General features: G+C 73.2%; 13 protein-coding genes, 1 tRNA gene and 1 other RNA gene. 4 read left to right on the forward strand and 11 right to left on the reverse strand.

Annotated elements, in window-relative coordinates:
- Nucleotides 1-3: 3 nt before the first annotated feature.
- The 8 genes from ACTJI1_RS09750 to ffs all read right to left on the reverse strand — a co-directional run bounded on the left by ACTJI1_RS09750 (nucleotide 4) and on the right by ffs (nucleotide 11524).
- The gene (locus ACTJI1_RS09750; RefSeq protein ID WP_440742467.1) at nucleotides 4-2691 is read right to left on the reverse strand and encodes a DNA polymerase III subunit gamma and tau; all 2688 of its coding nucleotides are present in this window, start codon (nucleotides 2689-2691) and stop codon (nucleotides 4-6) included.
- 47 nt (nucleotides 2692-2738) lie between these two features.
- A complete protein-coding gene (locus ACTJI1_RS09755) occupies nucleotides 2739-3968 on the reverse strand; it encodes an acyl-CoA thioesterase/BAAT N-terminal domain-containing protein (RefSeq protein WP_440742468.1) in 1230 nt (409 codons plus the stop codon).
- Nucleotides 3965-5266, reverse strand: coding sequence for an acyl-CoA thioesterase/BAAT N-terminal domain-containing protein (locus ACTJI1_RS09760; RefSeq protein WP_440742469.1), 1302 nt, complete (start codon nucleotides 5264-5266; stop codon nucleotides 3965-3967). The genes ACTJI1_RS09755 and ACTJI1_RS09760 overlap by 4 nt, the downstream gene beginning before the upstream one ends.
- Nucleotides 5263-6624 carry an acyl-CoA thioesterase/BAAT N-terminal domain-containing protein gene (locus ACTJI1_RS09765; RefSeq protein ID WP_440742470.1) on the reverse strand — a complete coding sequence of 454 codons (1362 nt, stop codon included), beginning with the start codon at nucleotides 6622-6624 and terminating at the stop codon, nucleotides 5263-5265. Before ACTJI1_RS09765 ends, ACTJI1_RS09760 begins: the two co-directional genes overlap by 4 nt.
- Before the next feature lie 12 nt (nucleotides 6625-6636).
- Nucleotides 6637-7839 carry an acetate/propionate family kinase gene (locus ACTJI1_RS09770; protein ID WP_440742471.1) on the reverse strand — a complete coding sequence of 401 codons (1203 nt, stop codon included), beginning with the start codon at nucleotides 7837-7839 and terminating at the stop codon, nucleotides 6637-6639.
- The gene (gene pta / locus ACTJI1_RS09775; protein ID WP_440742472.1) at nucleotides 7836-9971 is read right to left on the reverse strand and encodes a phosphate acetyltransferase; all 2136 of its coding nucleotides are present in this window, start codon (nucleotides 9969-9971) and stop codon (nucleotides 7836-7838) included. Before pta ends, ACTJI1_RS09770 begins: the two co-directional genes overlap by 4 nt.
- Before the next feature lies 1 nt (nucleotide 9972).
- Nucleotides 9973-11358 carry a DUF1254 domain-containing protein gene (locus ACTJI1_RS09780; RefSeq protein ID WP_440742473.1) on the reverse strand — a complete coding sequence of 462 codons (1386 nt, stop codon included), beginning with the start codon at nucleotides 11356-11358 and terminating at the stop codon, nucleotides 9973-9975.
- Between the two features lie 69 nt (nucleotides 11359-11427).
- Nucleotides 11428-11524: signal recognition particle sRNA small type (ffs, locus tag ACTJI1_RS09785), an RNA gene on the reverse strand.
- A 102-nt stretch (nucleotides 11525-11626) separates the two neighbouring features.
- On the opposite strand from ffs, the gene ACTJI1_RS09790 reads away from it, so the two are divergent.
- A tRNA-Ser gene (locus ACTJI1_RS09790) sits at nucleotides 11627-11714 on the forward strand.
- A 3-nt stretch (nucleotides 11715-11717) separates the two neighbouring features.
- On the opposite strand, the gene ACTJI1_RS09795 is transcribed toward ACTJI1_RS09790, so the two are convergent.
- Both ACTJI1_RS09795 and ACTJI1_RS09800 read right to left on the reverse strand, forming a co-directional pair.
- On the reverse strand, nucleotides 11718-12533 hold the full coding sequence (locus ACTJI1_RS09795) for an MBL fold metallo-hydrolase (protein ID WP_440742474.1): 816 nt from the start codon (nucleotides 12531-12533) through the stop codon (nucleotides 11718-11720).
- 114 nt (nucleotides 12534-12647) lie between these two features.
- Nucleotides 12648-13859, reverse strand: coding sequence for a DUF445 domain-containing protein (locus ACTJI1_RS09800; RefSeq protein WP_396427126.1), 1212 nt, complete (start codon nucleotides 13857-13859; stop codon nucleotides 12648-12650).
- Nucleotides 13860-14247: 388 nt separating this feature from the next.
- Between ACTJI1_RS09800 and ACTJI1_RS09805 the strand changes: the two genes are divergently transcribed.
- From ACTJI1_RS09805 to ACTJI1_RS09815, 3 genes are all read left to right on the forward strand, one after another.
- The gene (locus ACTJI1_RS09805) at nucleotides 14248-14706 is read left to right on the forward strand and encodes an iron chaperone (RefSeq protein ID WP_440742475.1); all 459 of its coding nucleotides are present in this window, start codon (nucleotides 14248-14250) and stop codon (nucleotides 14704-14706) included.
- A gap of 84 nt (nucleotides 14707-14790) precedes the next feature.
- Nucleotides 14791-15357 (forward strand): hypothetical protein, encoded by a 567-nt coding sequence (locus ACTJI1_RS09810; protein ID WP_440742476.1) that lies wholly within the window; start codon nucleotides 14791-14793, stop codon nucleotides 15355-15357.
- Between the two features lie 75 nt (nucleotides 15358-15432).
- Complete coding sequence (locus ACTJI1_RS09815; protein WP_440742477.1) at nucleotides 15433-16266, forward strand: helix-turn-helix domain-containing protein; 834 nt, start codon at nucleotides 15433-15435, stop codon at nucleotides 16264-16266.
- Here the strand turns inward: ACTJI1_RS09815 and ACTJI1_RS09820 are convergent.
- Complete coding sequence (locus ACTJI1_RS09820) at nucleotides 16263-18128, reverse strand: helicase HerA-like domain-containing protein (RefSeq protein WP_440742478.1); 1866 nt, start codon at nucleotides 18126-18128, stop codon at nucleotides 16263-16265. The two genes, ACTJI1_RS09815 and ACTJI1_RS09820, sit on opposite strands and share 4 nt — an antisense overlap.
- Nucleotides 18129-18131 lie beyond the last annotated feature (3 nt).

The raw sequence follows: 18131 nt of genomic DNA on the forward strand, positions 1-18131 counted from the left end.
CGGTTACCTCATCCCCGGGGTCGGAGGCGCGGGCTGCTCCTCGATGAAGGTGGCGCCGAGGATCTCGCGCACCACCGCCTCGCCGTAGCGCTGCGGCTGCTGGAAGGTCGGGGTGCGCGATCCTGCGGCGGGGGCCGAGGCCGGACGCGCGCCGCGGGCGCCGGCGGCGGAGCGGTCCGCGGAGGACGGCGACGCAGCAGCCGAGGGCGACGAGGCTGACGGCGCGGTGGGCGCCGCAGCCGGGCCGGCGGACGGCGTCGCGCCGGGCGACGGGGCGGCGGCCCAGTCGCCGGCGGGCTCCTCCGGCACCGGCGGTTCGAACGGCGGCTCGGTCTCCGGCGGCGGGACGTCGTCGAAAGGCGGCTCGTCGGCGGACGGCGCACGGGTGGGCGCGACGGCAGGCGTCGGCGTCGTCGTCACGGCCGGAGCGGGGGCGGCGGCTGCGGGCGCGGCGGCCGGCGCGGGGCGCTCGAGCGTCACGACGGCCGCGGTGGTCGAGATGGCCGTCTGCGCCTCGTCGGCGGCTGACGACGGGATGGCGACCGTCGCCCACTCGGTGACGACGGAGGCCTCGACCGGGGCCGACCCGGCGGCGGAAGCCGGAGTCGCGACCGAAGGAGCCGCGGCCGCAGGCGCCGCGGCCGCAGGCGCCGCGGCCGCAGGTGCCGCGGCCGCGCGATCCGCACCACGCGACGGGGCGGAGCCGGACGAGGCACGAGCGGCTCCCGCCGGCGCGGGTGCGGCGGCGGGAGCTCCGGACGGCGCAGGCGCAGCCGACGACGGCGCGGCGGCCGGCGCCGCTGCGTCGGCGCCCGGCCAGGTCTCGGCGGTCGGAGCGGAGGGCGCACCGGCGGAGGGACGCGGCGAACCGCCGGATCCCGGAGCCGAGTCGGCGCGCGCGATGAACTTGACGCGGATGCCGAGCACCTCGACGATCGCCTGGCGCAGGTACTCGCTGACACCGGGCGCTCCGCCCGCGTCGGGCTGCCGGAAGCTCTGCACGTCGTTGTCGCTCGGGAACGACAGCGTGAGCACGTCGTCGTTGAGCGAGCGCACCTGAGCGGTGAAGACGACCATCCACGCGCTGCGCTTGGCCTTCTGGACGGCGTCGAGGATCTGCGGCCACGAGTCCTTGACCTGCTGCGTGGTCACCGGCCCGACCGGCACGGCGGCCGCGCGTGCGGCCTCCGCGGCGCGGACGACGTCGGCGGTCGCTGCCGGCTCGGAATCGCGCGACGTGTCGGACCCCGCACCCTCTGCGGGACCGGCGTTCGGCGCGGTTGCAGCGGGCGAAGGCGCATCGGCAGCCGGCGCGACGGCAGGCGCGCTCGCACGCTCGGCCGCGGCGGCAGGCTCTGCGGGAGCAGGCGGAACAGGCGCAGCAGACGGAGCAGACGGAGCGGCCGCTGCCGGCCGTGCGGCGGCCGGACGCTCCGGCGCCCGCGCAGGGACCGCGCGCTCGGCGGGCGCAGCTGCCCGCTCCGCACGCTCCACGCCCGCCGCACGTTCTGCGCCGACCGCGTCGCTGACGCCGACACGGCGCTCCAGCCGCTCGACGCGGGCCAGCGCGCCGCGCTCGCTCTCGTCGCTCGACGGGACGAGCACGCGGGCGATCATGAGTTCGAGGTGGAGGCGCGGCGACGTGGCGCCGGTCATCTCCGTGAGGGCGGCGTTGACGATGTCGGCCGAACGGCTCAGCTCGGCGGCGCCGAACTTCATGGCCTGCACGCCCATCCGGTCGAGCTCGTCCTGCGGGACCCCGCGCAGCACCGCCGCGGCCCCTTCGACGCTGGTCGCCGCCACGACGATGAGGTCGCGCAGCCGCTCGAGCAGGTCTTCGACGAAGCGCCGCGGGTCCTGTCCGGTCTGGATGACGCGGTCGACCGCCGCGAACGCGCCCGCTGCATCCCGTGCCGCGATCGCGTCGATGACCTCGTCGAGCAGGGCGGCGTGGGTATAGCCGAGGAGGGCGACCGCACGCTCGTACTCGATCGCGCTGCCCTCGGAGCCGGCCATCAGCTGGTCGAGCAGCGACAGGGTGTCACGGGGCGAGCCGCCGCCCGCGCGGACGACGAGCGGGAGGACGCCGGGCGCGACCGTCATGCCCTCGCTGTCGCACAGGCTCTGCACGTACTCGAGCATCTGCGCGGGGGGCACCAGCCGGAACGGGTAGTGGTGGGTGCGCGACCGGATGGTGCCGATCACCTTCTCGGGCTCGGTGGTCGCGAAGATGAACTTCACGTGCTCCGGCGGCTCCTCCACGATCTTGAGCAGAGCGTTGAAGCCCTGCGGCGTGACCATGTGCGCCTCGTCGAGGATGAAGATCTTGTAGCGGTCGCGGGCCGGGGCGAAGATCGCCCGCTCGCGGATGTCGCGCGCGTCGTCGACGCCGTTGTGGCTGGCCGCGTCGATCTCGACGACGTCGAGCGAGCCCCCGCCGTCGCGGCTGAGCTCAATGCAGCTCGCGCACTTCCCGCAGGGGGTGTCGGTCGGTCCCTCGGCGCAGTTGAGGCAGCGCGCCAGGATGCGGGCGGACGTCGTCTTGCCGCAGCCGCGCGGACCCGAGAAAAGATAGGCGTGGTTGACCCGGTTGGTGCGCAGCGCGGTCATCAGCGGCTCCGTCACCTGGGACTGGCCGATCATCTCGGCGAAGGTGTCGGGCCGATAGCGGCGATACAGGGCGGTTACCACTCACACATGCTACTTGGCGCCGCCGACATTCGGGTGGGAGCGGACGCTCAGGGACCGCGCACGTCCAGGGCCCGCGCGATGGCCGACCACAGCGTCACCCGGGCGTCCTCCGTCGCCTGCGCCGCGGGGGGCGGAGGCAAGTACAGCGGGGTGTACGGCGGCACGTAGAACAGGTGGGTCGCATCCGGGGCGCGCACGTAGGCGTCGCCCCCGTGCGGCGGCCGCACCTCGGCCGCCGCGTCCATCCACTCGCACGCGTCGTCGAGCTGCTCGTCCTGCCCGGCGCAGCCGAGCACGACCGGTCCGCGGATGCGCGTGAGATCGAGCACCGAGGCCGCCGTCGGGTCCCGCGTGCCGCTCACGCACGGCACCCAGGCGCCGCCGACCGTGACCGCCGGTCCCGGCACGGGCGACGGGCAGACCAGGCCGGTGGTCCCGGCGGGGGCGATCGCGCCGTAGACGAGTTCGGGATGCGCGACGGCGGTCCACAGCGCCAGCTGCGCCCCGCGGGACGTGCCGAAGACCGTCACGCGCCGCCCGTCGACGCCCGGCTGCGACCGCAGCCAGTTGAGGGCCGCCACCACGCGCTCGGCGGGCAGCGTGCGGACGACGTTCAACTCCCCCGCCGAACCGTAGGTCGAGAAGGCGAGCGCCGGGTAGCCCATCGCGGCCAGGATGGATGCGGCGAGCACGCCGGTCGGGGCGCCCGGGTCGGTGCCGTCGAGCACCAGCACCGCGGGCCGCGGAGCCGGCGACGACCGGCGCGGCTCGAAGAAGTCGCCCGTGATCCCGTCGTCGAAGACGGCGCGCGACGGCGCGACGGAGGTGAGGCCGACGCGGTGGATGCGGCGCGCCGCCACACGCCGGCCGTCGACGAGGGCGTCGAGGTCGATGGACACGCTGGCGCCGCCCCACTGCTGCGACGAGGTCGCCGATGCCCCGGAGGCGGTGCCGAGCGACCAGAACAGGCCCATCCCGTCCGGTCCGGTGAACGGCGCCTCGATCGGCGCCTCGGTGTCGAGGTCGACGATCCCCGAGGCGGGGACGAGGTACGTCGCCTGCGACGTCCAGTCGGCGCCCACCTGCGCCGCCGCGCGGACCGTCACCCGCGCCCCGGGCGGGAGTGCGACGACGCGCACGTGGATGGGCTCCCAGACCCCGCTGGGCTCCTCGCTGATCTGGAACCGGGGACCGACGGCGGTGGGCGTCTGACCGCATCCCACCAGGGCGCCGAGCACCATCGCCAGCGCCGCGAGCACAGCCGCTGCCCGCCTCATGGGCGGATCGCCCCCGCCAGCTTGCCCACGATCAGCGTCCAGAACGCCACGCGGGCCCGCTCCGTCGCCAGGGCCACGCCCGGAGACTGGTCGCTCAGCCCGATGGGCAGCAGCGGCGGCGTGGCCACGTCGTGCCCGGCGCCGTCCGCGTAGAGGAAGGCGTCGCCGTCCACGCTGCCGCGGACCGACTCGCCCGCGCGCGCCCAATCGCACGCCGTCGGCAGCAGGCGGTCCGCCGTCCCGCAGGCGAGCACCAACGGACCGGGGATGCGCTGCAGCGGCAGGATGTCCGTCCCCGCGATGGTCCGCTCCGGGTTGGCGCACGGCAGCGCACGACCGTGCTCGATCAGCAGCGGGCTGCCCGCCGCGGAGGTGCACTGCAGCGCGGTCGCGCCGCTCGCGGCGAAGGCGCCGTGGATGCGGGAGGGGTCGTTCGCCGCGAACCAGAGGGCAAGCGACGACGCACGGCCCGTGCCGTAGACGAAGATGCGGTCCTCGTCGACGGTCGGCAGGGTCGAGAACCAGCTCAGGACCGCGTCGAAGGTCTCCACGGACAGGGCGGCGGAGCCGGGGATCTGCCCGGCCGGCACGAATGCCGGGAGCACGACCACCGGGAAGCCCGCCGAGGCGATCGTCCGCGCCGCGAACGGGCCTGCCGCTCCCCCGTCGTCGCCGTCGATCACGATGACGCCCGGGCGCAGATCCACCGGTGTCGGCACCGGCTCGACCAGGGCGCCGACGCGGGCGGTTGGAGTGATGGCGGAGGCGTCGGGGTCGCCCGAGCCGATGAGGTCGCTTCCGAGCACGTCCCGGTCGATGGTCCCCGCGGCGAGCGCGGCCCGGTGCAGGGGCGCCGACGCGACCGGACGGCCGTCCTGCTCCGCCGTGAACCGCACCTCCATGCCGCGGTACACCCACTGCTGCTCCAGCTGCTGCTGGCTCATGGACGGACCGGTCAGGCTCCAGAGCAGCCCGGTCCCGTCGGCCTGCGGGAACGGCGCGGCGAGCGGCTCCTGCGACCACAGGCGCACCCGTCCGTCCGGCGGGACGGCGTAGACGGCCTGCGACGAGTACCAGCCCGTGACCGTGCGGGCGCTGGCTGTCACGACGACCGGATGCCCGGGCTCGAGGCCGGCGAGCTGGATGGCGACCGGCGCGGTGACCGCGTCCCCGCTGCGGCTGAAGACGAACCGCGCCCCGCCGCGGGTGGCGCCCGCGCTGCACGCCGACACCAGGAGCGCCGCCGCGACCGCCACGGCGACGGTGCGGACCAGGCGGGCGACGCCGCGGGCGGTCATCCGAGGTCCGCCTGGAGCAGCGCGCGGCCGACCGCGTTCCAGAACGCGATGCGGCCCTTCTCGGTCGGCTGGCCGCCGGCCGCGGGCAGGCTGATCGGCAGCCCCGGAGGGACGGAGACGGCATGCCCGGCGCCGCCCGCGTAGACCACCGCGTCTCCGGGCCGCGCGAGGCGGGTCGCGGCGAGCACCCGCTGCCAGTCGCAGGCGCTCGGGAGGACGGTGTCGCTCTCCCCGCACGCCATCACGACCGGGCCCTCCACGCCGTCGAGCGGAGGGACGGTCGACGGGACGACGGTGCGGGCGTCGTCCAGGCACGGCAGCCCGGCCGAGCCCTCGAACGCCGGCGGCACGCGAGTGCCGGGAAGGCAGAGCAGCGCGGGGGTGCCCGCCGCCACGAACACGCCGTGCACGCGCGACGGGAACCGGGTCGCGGCCCAGACCGCCAGCTGCTCGCCCGCCCCGGTGCCGTAGACGAACACGCGGTTTCGCTGGATGTCGGGACGCTGCGCCATCCAGTCGAAGACGGCCTGCACGGTCGCGGCCGAGATGATGCCCGTCGAGCGGATGCCGTCGCTGGCGGGCGTCACCGGGATGCGGAGCACCGACGCGCCGAACTGCGCCATCAGCGGCGCCGCGTACTCGGCGGACGCCCCCGGAGTCGCGTCGTCGAACATGAGCACGGCCGGGGTCTTCGGATGCTCCAGCGTCGCCGCGCTGAAGAAGGTGCCGAGGGCCACGTCCTCGTGCGTCTGGTGCGGAAGGCGGGGATCGATCAGCGGGCGGAGGTCGCGCGTGTAGAGCGTCCGCACCGACTGGGCGGCGGCCAGCCCCTGGAGCTCGAAGCGGCGGGAGGCCACGACGCGTTCGCCGTCGGAGGCGGTGAGCGTGAGGTGGAGGGTGTCGAGCATCCACTGCCGGGCGGCGTCGTCGGCGGGGATGCGCGGCCCCCGCAACGACCAGAACAGCCCGGCGGAGTCCGGCTCGGTGAAGGGCGCGAACTGCGGCTTCGCGCGAGCGAGGTCGAGCGTCCCGGTCGGCGGGACGGTGTAGGTTGCCGCCGACGTCCAGGTGCCGTGTCTGGTCACCAGCCGTGCGGTCAGGCGCAGCCGGGCTCCGGGCTCCGCACCGACCAGCTGGAGCGGCACCGGCCAGAGGACCGCGCTGTACCGCACGAGCGGTGGGGTGACGAAGTGGGCGCCGGCACCGCTCACCGGAGCCGTGCATCCCGTGAGCGCGGAGACGACCAGCAGCGGGAGCGCGACGAGCGCCGCCAGCATCGCGCGGAGGGAGGCGCGGCGGGCGCGATGGAACCGGTGCAGCGCCCGCTGCATCCCGCCCTCGCCGCGTCGTCGCCGCATGGCACGCTCCCGTCAGCTCCCGGTCGACTCCCGGACGGCCTGCAGCGACTGCCGGGAGATCTCCAGCTCCTCGTCGGTGGGCACCACCAGCACGGTGACCCGGGAGTCGTCGGCCGAGATGACGCGCGCCTCCCGTGAGGCGCTCGCGTTGCGTTCCGCATCCAGCCGGATGCCGAGCACGTCGAGCCCGGTGAGCACCTCCGCGCGCAGCGCCGCGTCGTTCTCGCCGACGCCGGCGGTGAACGTCAGCACGTCGAGACCGCCGAGCAGCGCGGTGTACGCGCCGATGTAGTGCTTGAGCCGGTGCACGGTCACGTCCAGAGCGAGGCGTGCCTGCTCGTCCCCCCGGCCTGCGGCCTGCCGGACGTCGCGCATGTCCCCGCGGCCGGAGAGGCCGAGCAGGCCGCTGCGGCGGTTGAGGAGCTCGTCCAGGTCGTCTGTCGACAGCTGGGCGCGGCGCGCAAGATGCACGAGGACGGCGGGGTCGAGGTCGCCGGACCGCGTCCCCATCACCAGTCCCTCGAGAGGCGTCATGCCCATCGACGTCTCCACCGAGCGGCCACCGTCGATCGCGCAGGCGGACGCCCCGTTGCCCAGGTGCAGCACGATCTGGCGCAGGTCGGAGAGCGGACGGCCGAGGAACGCCGCGGCGGTCTCCGAGACGTACTTGTGCGAGGTGCCGTGGAACCCGTAGCGCCGCACCCGGTGCCGCTCCGCGAGACCCGCGTCGATCGCGTAAATGTAGGCCTCGGGCGCGAGGGTCTGGTGGAAGGCGGTGTCGAAGACGGCCACGTGCGGCACGTCCGGGAACGCCTTCTTCGCGGCGCGGATGCCCTGCAGATTGGCCGGGTTGTGCAGCGGCGCCAAGTCGGAGAGGTCCTCGATGTTGATCTCGACCAGCGGGGTCACGATGGTCGGCTCGAAGAAGCGCTTGCCGCCGTGCACCACCCGGTGGCCCACCGCATCCAGCGGGTTCTCGTCGAGGCTCGGCCCCTCGGCGGCGAAGGCGTCCAGCATGGCGCGGAAGCCGGCCGTGTGGTCGGGGATCTCGAGGGTGCGTTCCGTCGTGCCGTTCGGCCCGCGGTGGGTCGTCCGACCGTTCTGCTCACCGATCCGCTCCACCAGGCCGGAGGCCAGCGACTCCTCGCTCTCGCTGTCGATCAGCTGGTACTTGAACGACGACGAGCCGCTGTTGACGACCAGGACGGCGCTCACGAGAGGGCCGCCTGGATCGCTGTGATGGCCACCGTGTTCACGATGTCGTCGACCGTCGCACCCCGGGAGAGGTCGTTGATCGGCTTGCGGAGGCCCTGCAGCACCGGCCCGATCGCCACCGCGCCCGCGCTCCGCTGCACCGCCTTGTACGTGTTGTTGCCGGTGTTGAGGTCCGGGAAGATGAAGACGGTCGCCCGGCCGGCCACCTCCGACCCGGGCATCTTGGCCGCGCCGACCGCCGCATCCGCCGCGGCGTCGTACTGGATGGGCCCGGCCACAGCGAGCTCCGGCGCCCGCTCGCGCACGAGCTCCGTCGCGGTCCGCACCTTCTCCACATCCGCCCCCGCTCCCGAGTCGCCGGTCGAGTACGACAGCATCGCGACCCGCGGGTCGATGCCGAACTGCTGCGCGGTCATGGCCGAGGAGATCGCGATGTCGGCGAGCTGCTCGGACGTCGGGTCCGGGATGACGGCGCAGTCGCCGTAGACGAGCACCCGGTCGGCGAGCGCCATCAGGAAGACGCTGGACACGACCGAGACGCCGGGGGTCGTCTTGATGATCTCGAATGCCGGGCGGATGGTGTGCGCGGTCGTGTGCGCGGCGCCCGACACCATCCCGTCGGCCAGCCCCAGGTGCACCATCATCGTGCCGAAGTAGGACGCGTCGGTGACCGTGTCCGCGGCCTGGTCGACGGTGATGCCCTTGTGCGACCGCAGCCGCGCGTACTCCTCCGCGAACCGCAGCCGCAGCACGTCGTCGAACGGGCTCAGCACCTCGGCGCCGGAGAGGTCGAGCCCCAGCTCGATCGCCCGCGACCGCACCTCGAACGGCTCCCCCAGGATGGTCAGCCGCGCGACACCGCGCGACAGCAGGGTGTGAGCGGCGCGCAGGATGCGGTCGTCCTCCCCCTCCGGGAGCACGATGTGCTTCTTGGCGGCGCGCGCCCGCTCGATCAGGTCGTACTCGAACATGAGCGGGGTGACGACGTCGTGCCGCGAGACGTTCAGACGCGCGAGCAGCGCGTCCGCATCCACGTGCCGTTCGAACAGGGCGAGCGCGGTGTCGTACTTGCGCTGCGAGTCGGCGGCGAGCCGTCCGCGCGCGTGGGTGATCCGCACGACGGTGTCGTACGTGTCGAGCCGGGTGCGCACGATCGGCAGCGGCGAGCGCAGGCCGGCGAGCAGGCGCTCGATCGGCTCGGGGAGCTCGAAGCCGCCGTTCAGCACGATGCCCGCGATGGACGGGAACGTGCCGGACGCGTTCGCCATGAGCACGGCGAGCAGCACCTCCGTGCGGTCGCCGGGGACGACGACCACGGCTCCGTCGACCAGCCGGGGCAGGACGTTGTTCATCGACATTCCCGCGACCACGACGCCGAGCGCCTCACGGGCCAGCAGCGCCTTCTCGCCCGCGATCAGGGTGCCGTCGGTCTGCTCCATGATCGAGCGGATGCTCGGCGCGACCAGGAACGGATCCTCCGGGATCGCCCACACCGGCGGACGGTCGCTGCTGCCGGCTGCGACGGCCGCGGCCCCGACGGCCGAGCCGACCGCGGCGACGATCTCGTCGAGCCGGGACACATCCGCCCGGTTCGCCACCACCGCGAGGAGGCCCGCGTGCTCTGCACGCAGCTCGGCGACGGCGAGCTCGGCGAGCTGGCGGAGCTCCTCCGGCGAGCGCGGGTCGGCCTGCCCCAGGCGCTCCCCGAAGCCCTGGCCGATCCGTCCCCCGAGCACGAGCAGGACGGGCGCGCCCAGGTTGGCGGAGATCCGCGCGTTGTAGGCGAGCTCCGTGGGGCTGCCGACGTCGGTGTAGTCGGAACCGAGGATGACCACCGTGTCGCACCGCGCCTCCACCGCCCGGAACCGCTGCACGATCTCCGCCAGCGCCGCATCCGCGTCGGCATGGACGTCGTCGTAGCCGACGCCGACGGCCTCGTCGTAGGTGAGGTCGACCGTCGTGCGCTGCAGAAGCAGCTCGAGCACGTAGTCGCGCTCCTCGGTCGACCGGGCGATCGGGCGGAACACCCCGACGCGGCCCACCGAGTGCCGGAGCGCCTCGAGCACGCCCAGCGCGACCGTCGACTTGCCCGTGTGACCCTCCGCGGAGGTGATGTAGATCGAGCGCGCCACGTCAGCCGATCCGCTCGATGGCGGGAGCGGCCCAGCGCCCGTCCATCACCTCGTCGCCCGGGGCGTAGAGCCGCAGCACGGGCCGGAAGGCTCCGGCGGGCGTCGGCAGCCAGTTGGCCGCCGCCCTCTCGTCGGTGGGTCGGGTGGCGCTCATCGTGATGGTCAGTCCTCCGTCGTCGTCGTACACGAGCCCGCGGGTCCGGTCGCCGATCGAGTAACGCTCGATCGGGTTGCGGACGAGGTAGAAGTTGGGGACGTCGTACATGGTGATCGACCAGAACGCCCCCACCGGCGGAAGCGGGTGGAGCCGCAGCCGGTAGGCGTGCTCGCCGGAGAGCGGCTCGCCGTCCTGGTCCTCGTACGTCATCAGATAGGCGGCCTCGTAGGCGTGGTTGCCCCAGAGTCCGCCGAGCGCGGCGGCCGCGCGGTGCGCATACCGCGTCCGCGGTTCGGGCAGCGTCCACTCGGGCCCGTCGAGCGTCCCCAGCTCGAAGAAGTCGAGGTTGTAGTCGAACATGTGCAGGTTCGCCTGCCAGTGGTCGACCAGCGCGATCGCCGTGCTCAGGGACGACTCCAGGGCCTCCTTGCCGAGCGCGTAGCCCGCGGCCAGCGCATCGCGCACGCCCTCCGGCTGCTCGGCGATCGGGTAGGGGCTCACCAGCCCGAGCGGCGCGTACGAGTCGAGCGCGGGACGGTCCCGCTCCGCCGGCGGGAACGCCTGCGACCAGACCCGCAGCTTCTCGAAGAAGTCGAGCGCCTCCCCCTGGCCGGTGGCGACCACCGGGACGCCCTGCGCCGAAGCGAGGCTCTCGCGCACCTGGCTCAGCGTCAGCGCATCCTGAAGAGCGTGCACGGCGGGGAGGTCGTCGTCGCCGTCCACCGCCCAGCGGCCGACGATCGTCGCGACGCGCGTGGGGAAGCGGATGGCGGGGATGCCCGCCTCGGCTCCGGCGTCCGGGTCGCCCTCACCCTCGGGCGGCAGGAGCAGGTACTCGCCGCCCGCTCCGCCGGTCGCGCGGGTGCCGATGTAGGCGAAGTTGTTGGTCCACGCATCCACGAACTGCAGCACGTGGTAGCGGTCGCCGGCGGCGGGGACGCTGAGTCGGAGCGGCCCGACGCTCAGGTCGATCTGGGCGATGGAGTAGACGGTGTCGTTGTTGACGGAGACGAACGCGTCATCGGGCCCGGCCAGCCGGCGGGCGTGCCCGAACATGTTGTACGGCGTCGCGGGGATGCTGCCGATGCCCTCCTCGGTGAAGCGGACGACCTGCTCGAGGTCGAACACCAGCGGAAAGCCCACGACGAAGGCCTCCGTCGCCAGTTCGGTCAGCTCCTCGGTCACCTGCTGCACCCGTCCCTCCATCGCTCCACGGAAGACACGGGTCATTCTACAGGGCGTAGAAGACCCGGCACTGCTGGGGTCAATATACGCGGAGCCGGTGACGGCGGGCTGACAAAAAAAGACCCCCCACGCACCCGCCAGAGCCCGGTTACCCTTGCTGCGTTTCCGCCCTGGGGGAGTTGGCCTGGATGGCGCCACGTGGGGAGCCGGGAACCAGTGTAGCGGGTCGCGCTGGACGGCGTGTGCGTCGGGGCGTCCGCGGATCAAGTAAGATACTGTGAGCCGCCGGCCGCGAGAGCGGAAGGCAGCGCCAGGAGAATTCGCCTAGTGGCCTATGGCGCACGCTTGGAAAGCGTGTTGGGTGCAAGCCCTCGGGGGTTCGAATCCCCCATTCTCCGCCAATATCAGGGACGCGCGACGAATGCGCGAAGCGCTTCTTCGGTGACGCTCCACGAGCCCAGGGGAGCCGCGAAGAGCGCCGCGCGGATACCGGCCCGCTCGAAGGCCCGTTCCGTTTCGGCGGGCCCGTCCGCGAAGTGCGCCCACCCGTCCTGATGTGCGACCACCACATGGCGTGCGTCGAGGACCTCCGCGGCGGCGGCCGCGCGTTCTGCCGTGAACGTCAGGGGCCGATCGTCGTACTTCGCGGGCACATGAGCCGCTCCCGCGTTCAGCAGGGCGACGTCGATGCCGGGGAACCTCCGGGCGACCTCCGCGACCGCCCTGAGCGAAGCATTGTCGCCGCCGACGTACACCGATGGCGCATCGGGGGCCTCGATGACGAATCCGCTCACCTCGCAGTTGACGTAACCCTCGGGGGTCACCTCGTCCGCCGGGCCATGAAGAGCCGGTGTCGCCGTGATCCGCACGCCCGCCGGGTGGGAGAAGCGCTCCCAGGCGACCAGGCCTCGCGCCGGTGCTCCCAGCTCCGACGCGCTGCTCGGAGTGGTGAGCACCAGCGGCGACGCGAGGGCGACTCGGCGACCACCGGCGTCCAGGTTGTCAGGATGCTGCGCGTGACTGACCAGGACCACATCGATGCCGCCGAGCGCTTCGGCGGCGATCGCCGGGCCGGCCGTCTTCTGCAGATAGCCGTAGTCGCCGGGTGGGTCGAAGGTCGGGTCCACGACGATCCGCAGCCCGTGGACGTCGATCACCGCCGTCGGGCCGCCGATCACGCCGACGCCGAAGCGCCTCCGATCCGCCGAGATCCGCGTCATGAGGTCCTCACTTCCGCCCCTTATTCTTCTGTGCCCTCTGGTCGATTCATCGCCAGTTCGAGTATCGGTCGGCGGGGCCGCCCGCTACAGGCTCGAAGGCTTCGCATCGACGGATCACAACAGCGCCGAGATGCCCGTCGCGACGGTGTAGATCGCGAGGCCGGCCAGCGCGCCGACCACCGTTCCGTTGATGCGGATGAACTGGAGGTCGCGGCCCACCTGGGTCTCGATCTTCTCGGTGGTCTCGGCCGGGTCCCACGCCTGCACCGTCTCGGTGATGACGTGGGAGATGTCGCTGCGGTAGCTCGTGACGAGGTGCATCGCCGCTCCGGTCAGGCGCGCGTTGAGGGATGCGCGGAGCTCGTCGTCGGCCAGGACGCGGCGGGCCACGTCGGCCACGAACGCCTCGGCGCGGCGGCCCAGCTCGCCCTCCTCGTCGGCGAGCGCATCCATCGCCGCGGTGCGAGCGGCCGTCCAGGCGGACGCGGCCAGCTCGCGGATCCGCGGGTCGTCGAACGCGCGTCCCTTCGCCGCCTCCAGCCGTTCGATGGTCGCGTCGTCGTGCTGCAGCCGGTCGGCGAACTGGGCGAGGTACTCGTCGAGCGAACGGCGGAGGCGGTGGTCGGGGTCGTCCCGCATCTCCCGGACGAAGCGCCGCGCCTCCGAGTGCAGGCGCTCGTCGATGACGCGGTCCACGAACGACGGCATCCACGACGGGAGGCGCCGCGACACCACCGGGCCGAACACGTCGGGGTTGGCCGCGAGCCACTCGTCCAAACGGTCGAGCAGCAGGTCGACGGCCTCCTGGTGACCGCCCGAGCTGAGCACCCGTTCGCCGAGCCGGCCGAGCGGCGGTCCCCAGAGGGGCGCCACGAGGTGCGTGCGGACGACCGCCTCGATCGCCTCCCGCATCCGGTCGTCGTCGAGCAGGTCGGCGAGCCCGGTCACGCCGCGGAACGTCTCCCTGACCACACGGCGCGAGTTCTGCGGCTCCGAGAGCCAGTCGGCCGCCGCCCCGGCGAGGTCGATGGTCGCGAGCTTGCCGGCGACCACCTCGTCGGAGAGGAAGTTGGTCTCCACGAACTCGCCGAGACTGGCGCCGATCTCGTCCTTGCGGGTCGGGATGATCGCGGTGTGCGGGATGCGCAGCCCGAGCGGATGACGGAACAGCGCGGTCACCGCGAACCAGTCCGCGAGGGCGCCCACCATCGCACCCTCGGCGGCGGCGCGGACGAAGCCGAGCCAGGGATAGCGGTCCTGCAGCGCGTACGCGACGGCGAACACCACTGCGGCCGCGGCGAGCAGGCTCGTCGCGAGGGCCTTCATCCGCCGCAGGGCGAGGCGGCGCTCGGCGTCGGTCGGGAGGACGGTCACGCGACGAGGGTGGGCCGGTGGCCGGCGTGGTGCCGCGGTGCGCCTGCACGATCGGCGGCGACGGTGTTCTGGATGCGCACTCCGAACCTCCCCGGGACGTGTGTCGGGCGATGTCCACCGTACTCGCGCGGCGTCGGGGGCATCCCGAGACGATCGTCGGAGAAGTGTGTCGGAATCTCCGACGCAACGCTCTGGGGAGGGAGATCCGGGCGATATCGGGCGAGATCTCCGACGAACGGCCACGGATCTCCGACGATCGATGAAGGACGCAAGGTGCGACAGCCCAGGCGAGCAGTTTCGGAGAAGCGCGACCGGGGTCGCCGGGCCTAGCCTCGGACGCATGACGAAGAACAGCGGCACCACTGACACCACCACCGGCTCCGCGGCGTTCACCGACGAGGAGCGCGCCGCCATGAAGGAGCGCTCCACCGAGGTCAAACGCGCCCGGCGCGGCAAGACCACGCGCGAGGACGACACGCGCGACCTCCTGGAGAAGGTCGCGGCGCTCCCCGAGCACGATCGCCGGCTCGCGGAGCGCATCCACGCCATCGTCACCGAGAGCGTCCCCGACGTCTGGCCCAAGCTCTGGTACGGGCAGCCGGCGTACGCGCTCGGCGGCAAGACGTTCTGCTTCTTCCAGCCTGCCTCCAAGTTCGGGACGCGCTACTCCACGCTCGGGTTCAACGACCCGGCCCGGCTCGACGACGGGACGATGTGGCCGGTCGCGTTCGCGATCCTCGACCTGACCGACGCGGACGAGCAGCGCATCCGGGAACTGGTCACCGCTGCGGCGGGATGACCCGCCGGCAGCGGGGACACCCCTGTACGGGTGTCCCCCAAAATGCCGCTACCGGAACGATTGCGAATCGGCAAGGCTCGATGGGTGAGTGAGCAGACCGACGTGGACCGGGAGGCGGCGATGGCCCGCGAGACCGTGCTGCGCCCGCACCGTCACCTGTTCCTGCGTGGAATCGTCGCGGTGCTCGCCCTCACGACCCCGGTCTTCGCCGTCCTCTACTGGCTGACGATCCCCGGGCCGGGCTGGCCGTACGTGCTCGTCGCTCACCTCGTCGTCATCGGGGCCACGGTCGTCGGTGTCGCGTCGTTCCTCAACACCACCATCGTGCTGCGGCCCGACGGAGTGCGGGAGCGTGGCTTCTTCGGCCGCACCGTGCACGTTGCGCCGGGCGAGGCCGGAGCGGTGATTCTCGTGCACGTATACGAGAGCAGCACCCTGGAGGCGCTCCCCCAGCTCTTCGTCGCCACCGCACAGGGGCGCCTCCTCATCCGGATGCGCGGCCAGTTCTGGTCGCAGGCCGATATGGAGCGGGTCGCCGAAGAGCTCGATGTGCCCGTCACGCGGCCCGAGGAGCCCATGACGATGAACCAGCTGCGCCGGGCCTGGCCGCGGCTGCTCTACTGGTTCGAGCGCCTGCGCTTCGCCCGCTGACGGTCACGCTCCGCATCCACCGGCCCGCGCATCCGGCCCGCGCCACAGCGCCGCACCGCGTGCCAGGATGACGGGGTGACCGCGCGCACCGACGTCGAACCGCGCAGCAAGGGGCTGCTGACCCCGAGCCGCGAGGCCGGTCCTGTCGCGATCGAGCGACGCGCAGCCGACGGACGTGCCGCACTCTTCGTGCGCCACTACTGGCTGCCGCGCTGGTCCCTCCCGCCGGGCGGATCGCTTCGGCAGGAGGTGCTCGAGTACCCGACGGCGAACCTCGTGGTGGAGCCCGCATCCGCCGGTCTGTTCCGTGCCTCGCGCGGGCTGAGCGTGCGCACGCTCACCGGGACGGGCTGGGCGTTCGGGGTGCTGCTGCACCCGGGAACCGCACGCGGGTGGACCGGCGCCTCGCTGCGCGGACTGCCGCCGGTCGTTCCGCTCGACCGCCTCGCCGCGCCCGGCGCGTCCGGGATGGAGGCGGCCGTGCGGGAGGCGATGGCCGGCGGCGACGCTGATGCGGCGATCGCCGCCTTCGAGAACTGGCTGGACCCGCTGCCGGAGCCGGACCAGGATGCCCGGCTGGTGGGCCGCATCGTCTCGGCCGTCGAAGAGGACCGCAGCCTGCTGCGGGTCGAGCAACTCGCCGAACGGTTCGGGATGGGCGTGCGGCGGCTCCAGCGGCTGGTCGCCGGGCACATCGGGTTCGGGCCCAAGTGGCTGATCCAGCGCTACCGGCTGCAGGAGGCGGCGGCCGCGCTGCGGGCGGCCGCCGCGCCGTCCCTCGCACTGCTCGCCGCCGAGCTCGGCTACGCGGACCAGGCGCACTTCGGCCGGGAGTTCGCCGCCGTGATCGGATCGACGCCCGGCGCGTACGCGGCGACCTACGGAGACGCCGGGCGGGAGGCGCGCTAGCGGCGCTTGCGCGTGCCGAAGATCCCCTCGACCACGCTGCCCAGGATGTCGCGGGTGGCCTTCGAGCCGAGCACCTGCTCCAGCACGGTCTGCTGCGACCGCGACGAGCTCCGTCGCGTCGTCGTGCGCGGGGAAGTCTGGCGCAGGATGCGCTCGTACTCCTTCTGCGCGGCCTTGGCTGCAGCATCCTGCGCCTTCGCGTCGGCCTTCGCCTGCGCCTCGGCAGCCTTCTGCGCCTCCGCCGCGGCCTTCGCGGCTGCAGTTTCGGCCTCGGCCTGCGCCGCCGCCGTCGCGGCCGCGTCGAGCTTGCGGCCGAGCATCTCCCGCGCGGAGTCGCGGTCGAGCGCGGTGCCGTACTTGGCCTGCAACGGTGAGGCGGCGATGGCGGCCTGCACCTGGTCGGGCGGCGCCGGCGACATCGAGCCCTGCGGGGCGCGGAGCCGCGTCCACGCGACCGGCGTCGGTGCGCCCTTCTCGTTCATCACCGTCACGACCGCCTCGCCGGTGCCCAGCGATGTGAGCACCTGCGCGAGGTCGTAGCCGGAGGTCGGGTAGGTCGACACCGTCGCCTTCAGAGCCTTCGCGTCGTCGGGGGTGAAGGCGCGCAGCTGGTGCTGGATGCGGGAGCCGAGCTGCGCGAGCACGTCCGATGGCACGTCCTTCGGCGTCTGGGTCACGAAGAAGATCCCGACGCCCTTCGAGCGGATCAGCCGCACCGTCTGGGTGATGGATGCGAGGAAGTCCTTCGACGCATCCCGGAACAGCAGGTGCGCCTCGTCGAAGAAGAACACCAGCTTCGGCTTGTCCAGGTCGCCCACCTCGGGCAGGTCGTTGAAGAGATCGGCGAGCAGCCACATCAGGAAGGTGGAGAACAGCGCGGGCTTGTCCTGCACGCCCGGCACCTCGAGCAGGCTGACGATCCCGGATCCATCCGGCGCCAGCCGCAGGAACTCGGCCGTGTCGATCTCCGGCTCGCCGAAGAAGGCGTCGGCGCCCTGGTCCGCGAAGGCGATCAGCTCGCGCAGGATGACGCCGACCGTGGCACTCGACAGTCCGCCGAGGCCCGTCAACTCGTCCTTGCCCTCGTCGCTCGTCAGATAGGTGAGCACCGCGCGCAGATCGGCCAGATCGAGCAGCGGCAGCCCGGCCTGCTCGGCGTAATGGAACACGAGCCCGAGGCTGGACTCCTGCGTGGCGTTGAGCCCGAGGACCTTCGCGAGCAGCAGCGGACCGAAGCCCGCGACCGTCGCACGGACGGGCACCCCGGAGCCGACGCCGCCGAGCGAGAAGAACTCCGTCGTCGCGGCGTGCGGTGACCAGTCCTGGCCGATGCCCCTGGTGCGCTCGAGCAGCTTGTCGTTCGGCTCCCCGGGCGCGGCGATGCCCGAGAGGTCGCCCTTGATGTCGGCCGCGAACACGGGGACGCCGGCGGCCGACAGCTGCTCGGCCATCACCTGGAGGGTCTTGGTCTTGCCCGTCCCGGTCGCGCCGGCGACGAGGCCGTGCCGGTTGGTCATCGCGAGCGGGATGCGGACGGGCACGTCCGGACGCGGATCGCCGTTGACGAGGGCCCCGAGCTCCAGAGCGGGTCCGTCGAAGCCGTAGCCGGCACGGACGGCGTCCACCTCGGCCGGGTCGAGAGGGCCGGTGGGCGGGGACGCAGGTTCCGCCGCCTGCGCCTGTTCCGCCCCCTGCGCCTGTTCCGCCGCCGCGCGGAGTGCCGCCGCCCGCGCCTCGGCCGCGGCAGACGCCTCCTGGGCCTTGCGCACCGCCTCCGCCGCCTCGGCCTGCAGCCGCTCCGCCTCGTCCGCCGCCGCCCGGGCCTCTGCCTGCGCCGTCGCCAGCGCGTCCGCGTCGCTCATGCG

Origin of the sequence: Leifsonia sp. 22587 (assembly GCF_052044215.1) — a bacterium.
In the GTDB taxonomy this organism is placed as follows: domain Bacteria; phylum Actinomycetota; class Actinomycetes; order Actinomycetales; family Microbacteriaceae; genus Leifsonia; species Leifsonia shinshuensis_C.

Coding starts and splice junctions, on each gene's coding strand:
- ACTJI1_RS09755 (WP_440742468.1), bottom strand. CDS start 3,968: ATGAGGCGGGCAGCGGCTGTGCTCGCGGCGCTGGCGATGGTGCTCGGC.
- ACTJI1_RS09760 (WP_440742469.1), bottom strand. CDS start 5,266: ATGACCGCCCGCGGCGTCGCCCGCCTGGTCCGCACCGTCGCCGTGGCG.
- ACTJI1_RS09765 (WP_440742470.1), bottom strand. CDS start 6,624: ATGCGGCGACGACGCGGCGAGGGCGGGATGCAGCGGGCGCTGCACCGG.
- ACTJI1_RS09780 (WP_440742473.1), bottom strand. CDS start 11,358: ATGACCCGTGTCTTCCGTGGAGCGATGGAGGGACGGGTGCAGCAGGTG.
- ACTJI1_RS09795 (WP_440742474.1), bottom strand. CDS start 12,533: ATGACGCGGATCTCGGCGGATCGGAGGCGCTTCGGCGTCGGCGTGATC.
- ACTJI1_RS09800 (WP_396427126.1), bottom strand. CDS start 13,859: ATGAAGGCCCTCGCGACGAGCCTGCTCGCCGCGGCCGCAGTGGTGTTC.
- ACTJI1_RS09805 (WP_440742475.1), top strand. CDS start 14,248: ATGACGAAGAACAGCGGCACCACTGACACCACCACCGGCTCCGCGGCG.
- ACTJI1_RS09820 (WP_440742478.1), bottom strand. CDS start 18,128: ATGAGCGACGCGGACGCGCTGGCGACGGCGCAGGCAGAGGCCCGGGCG.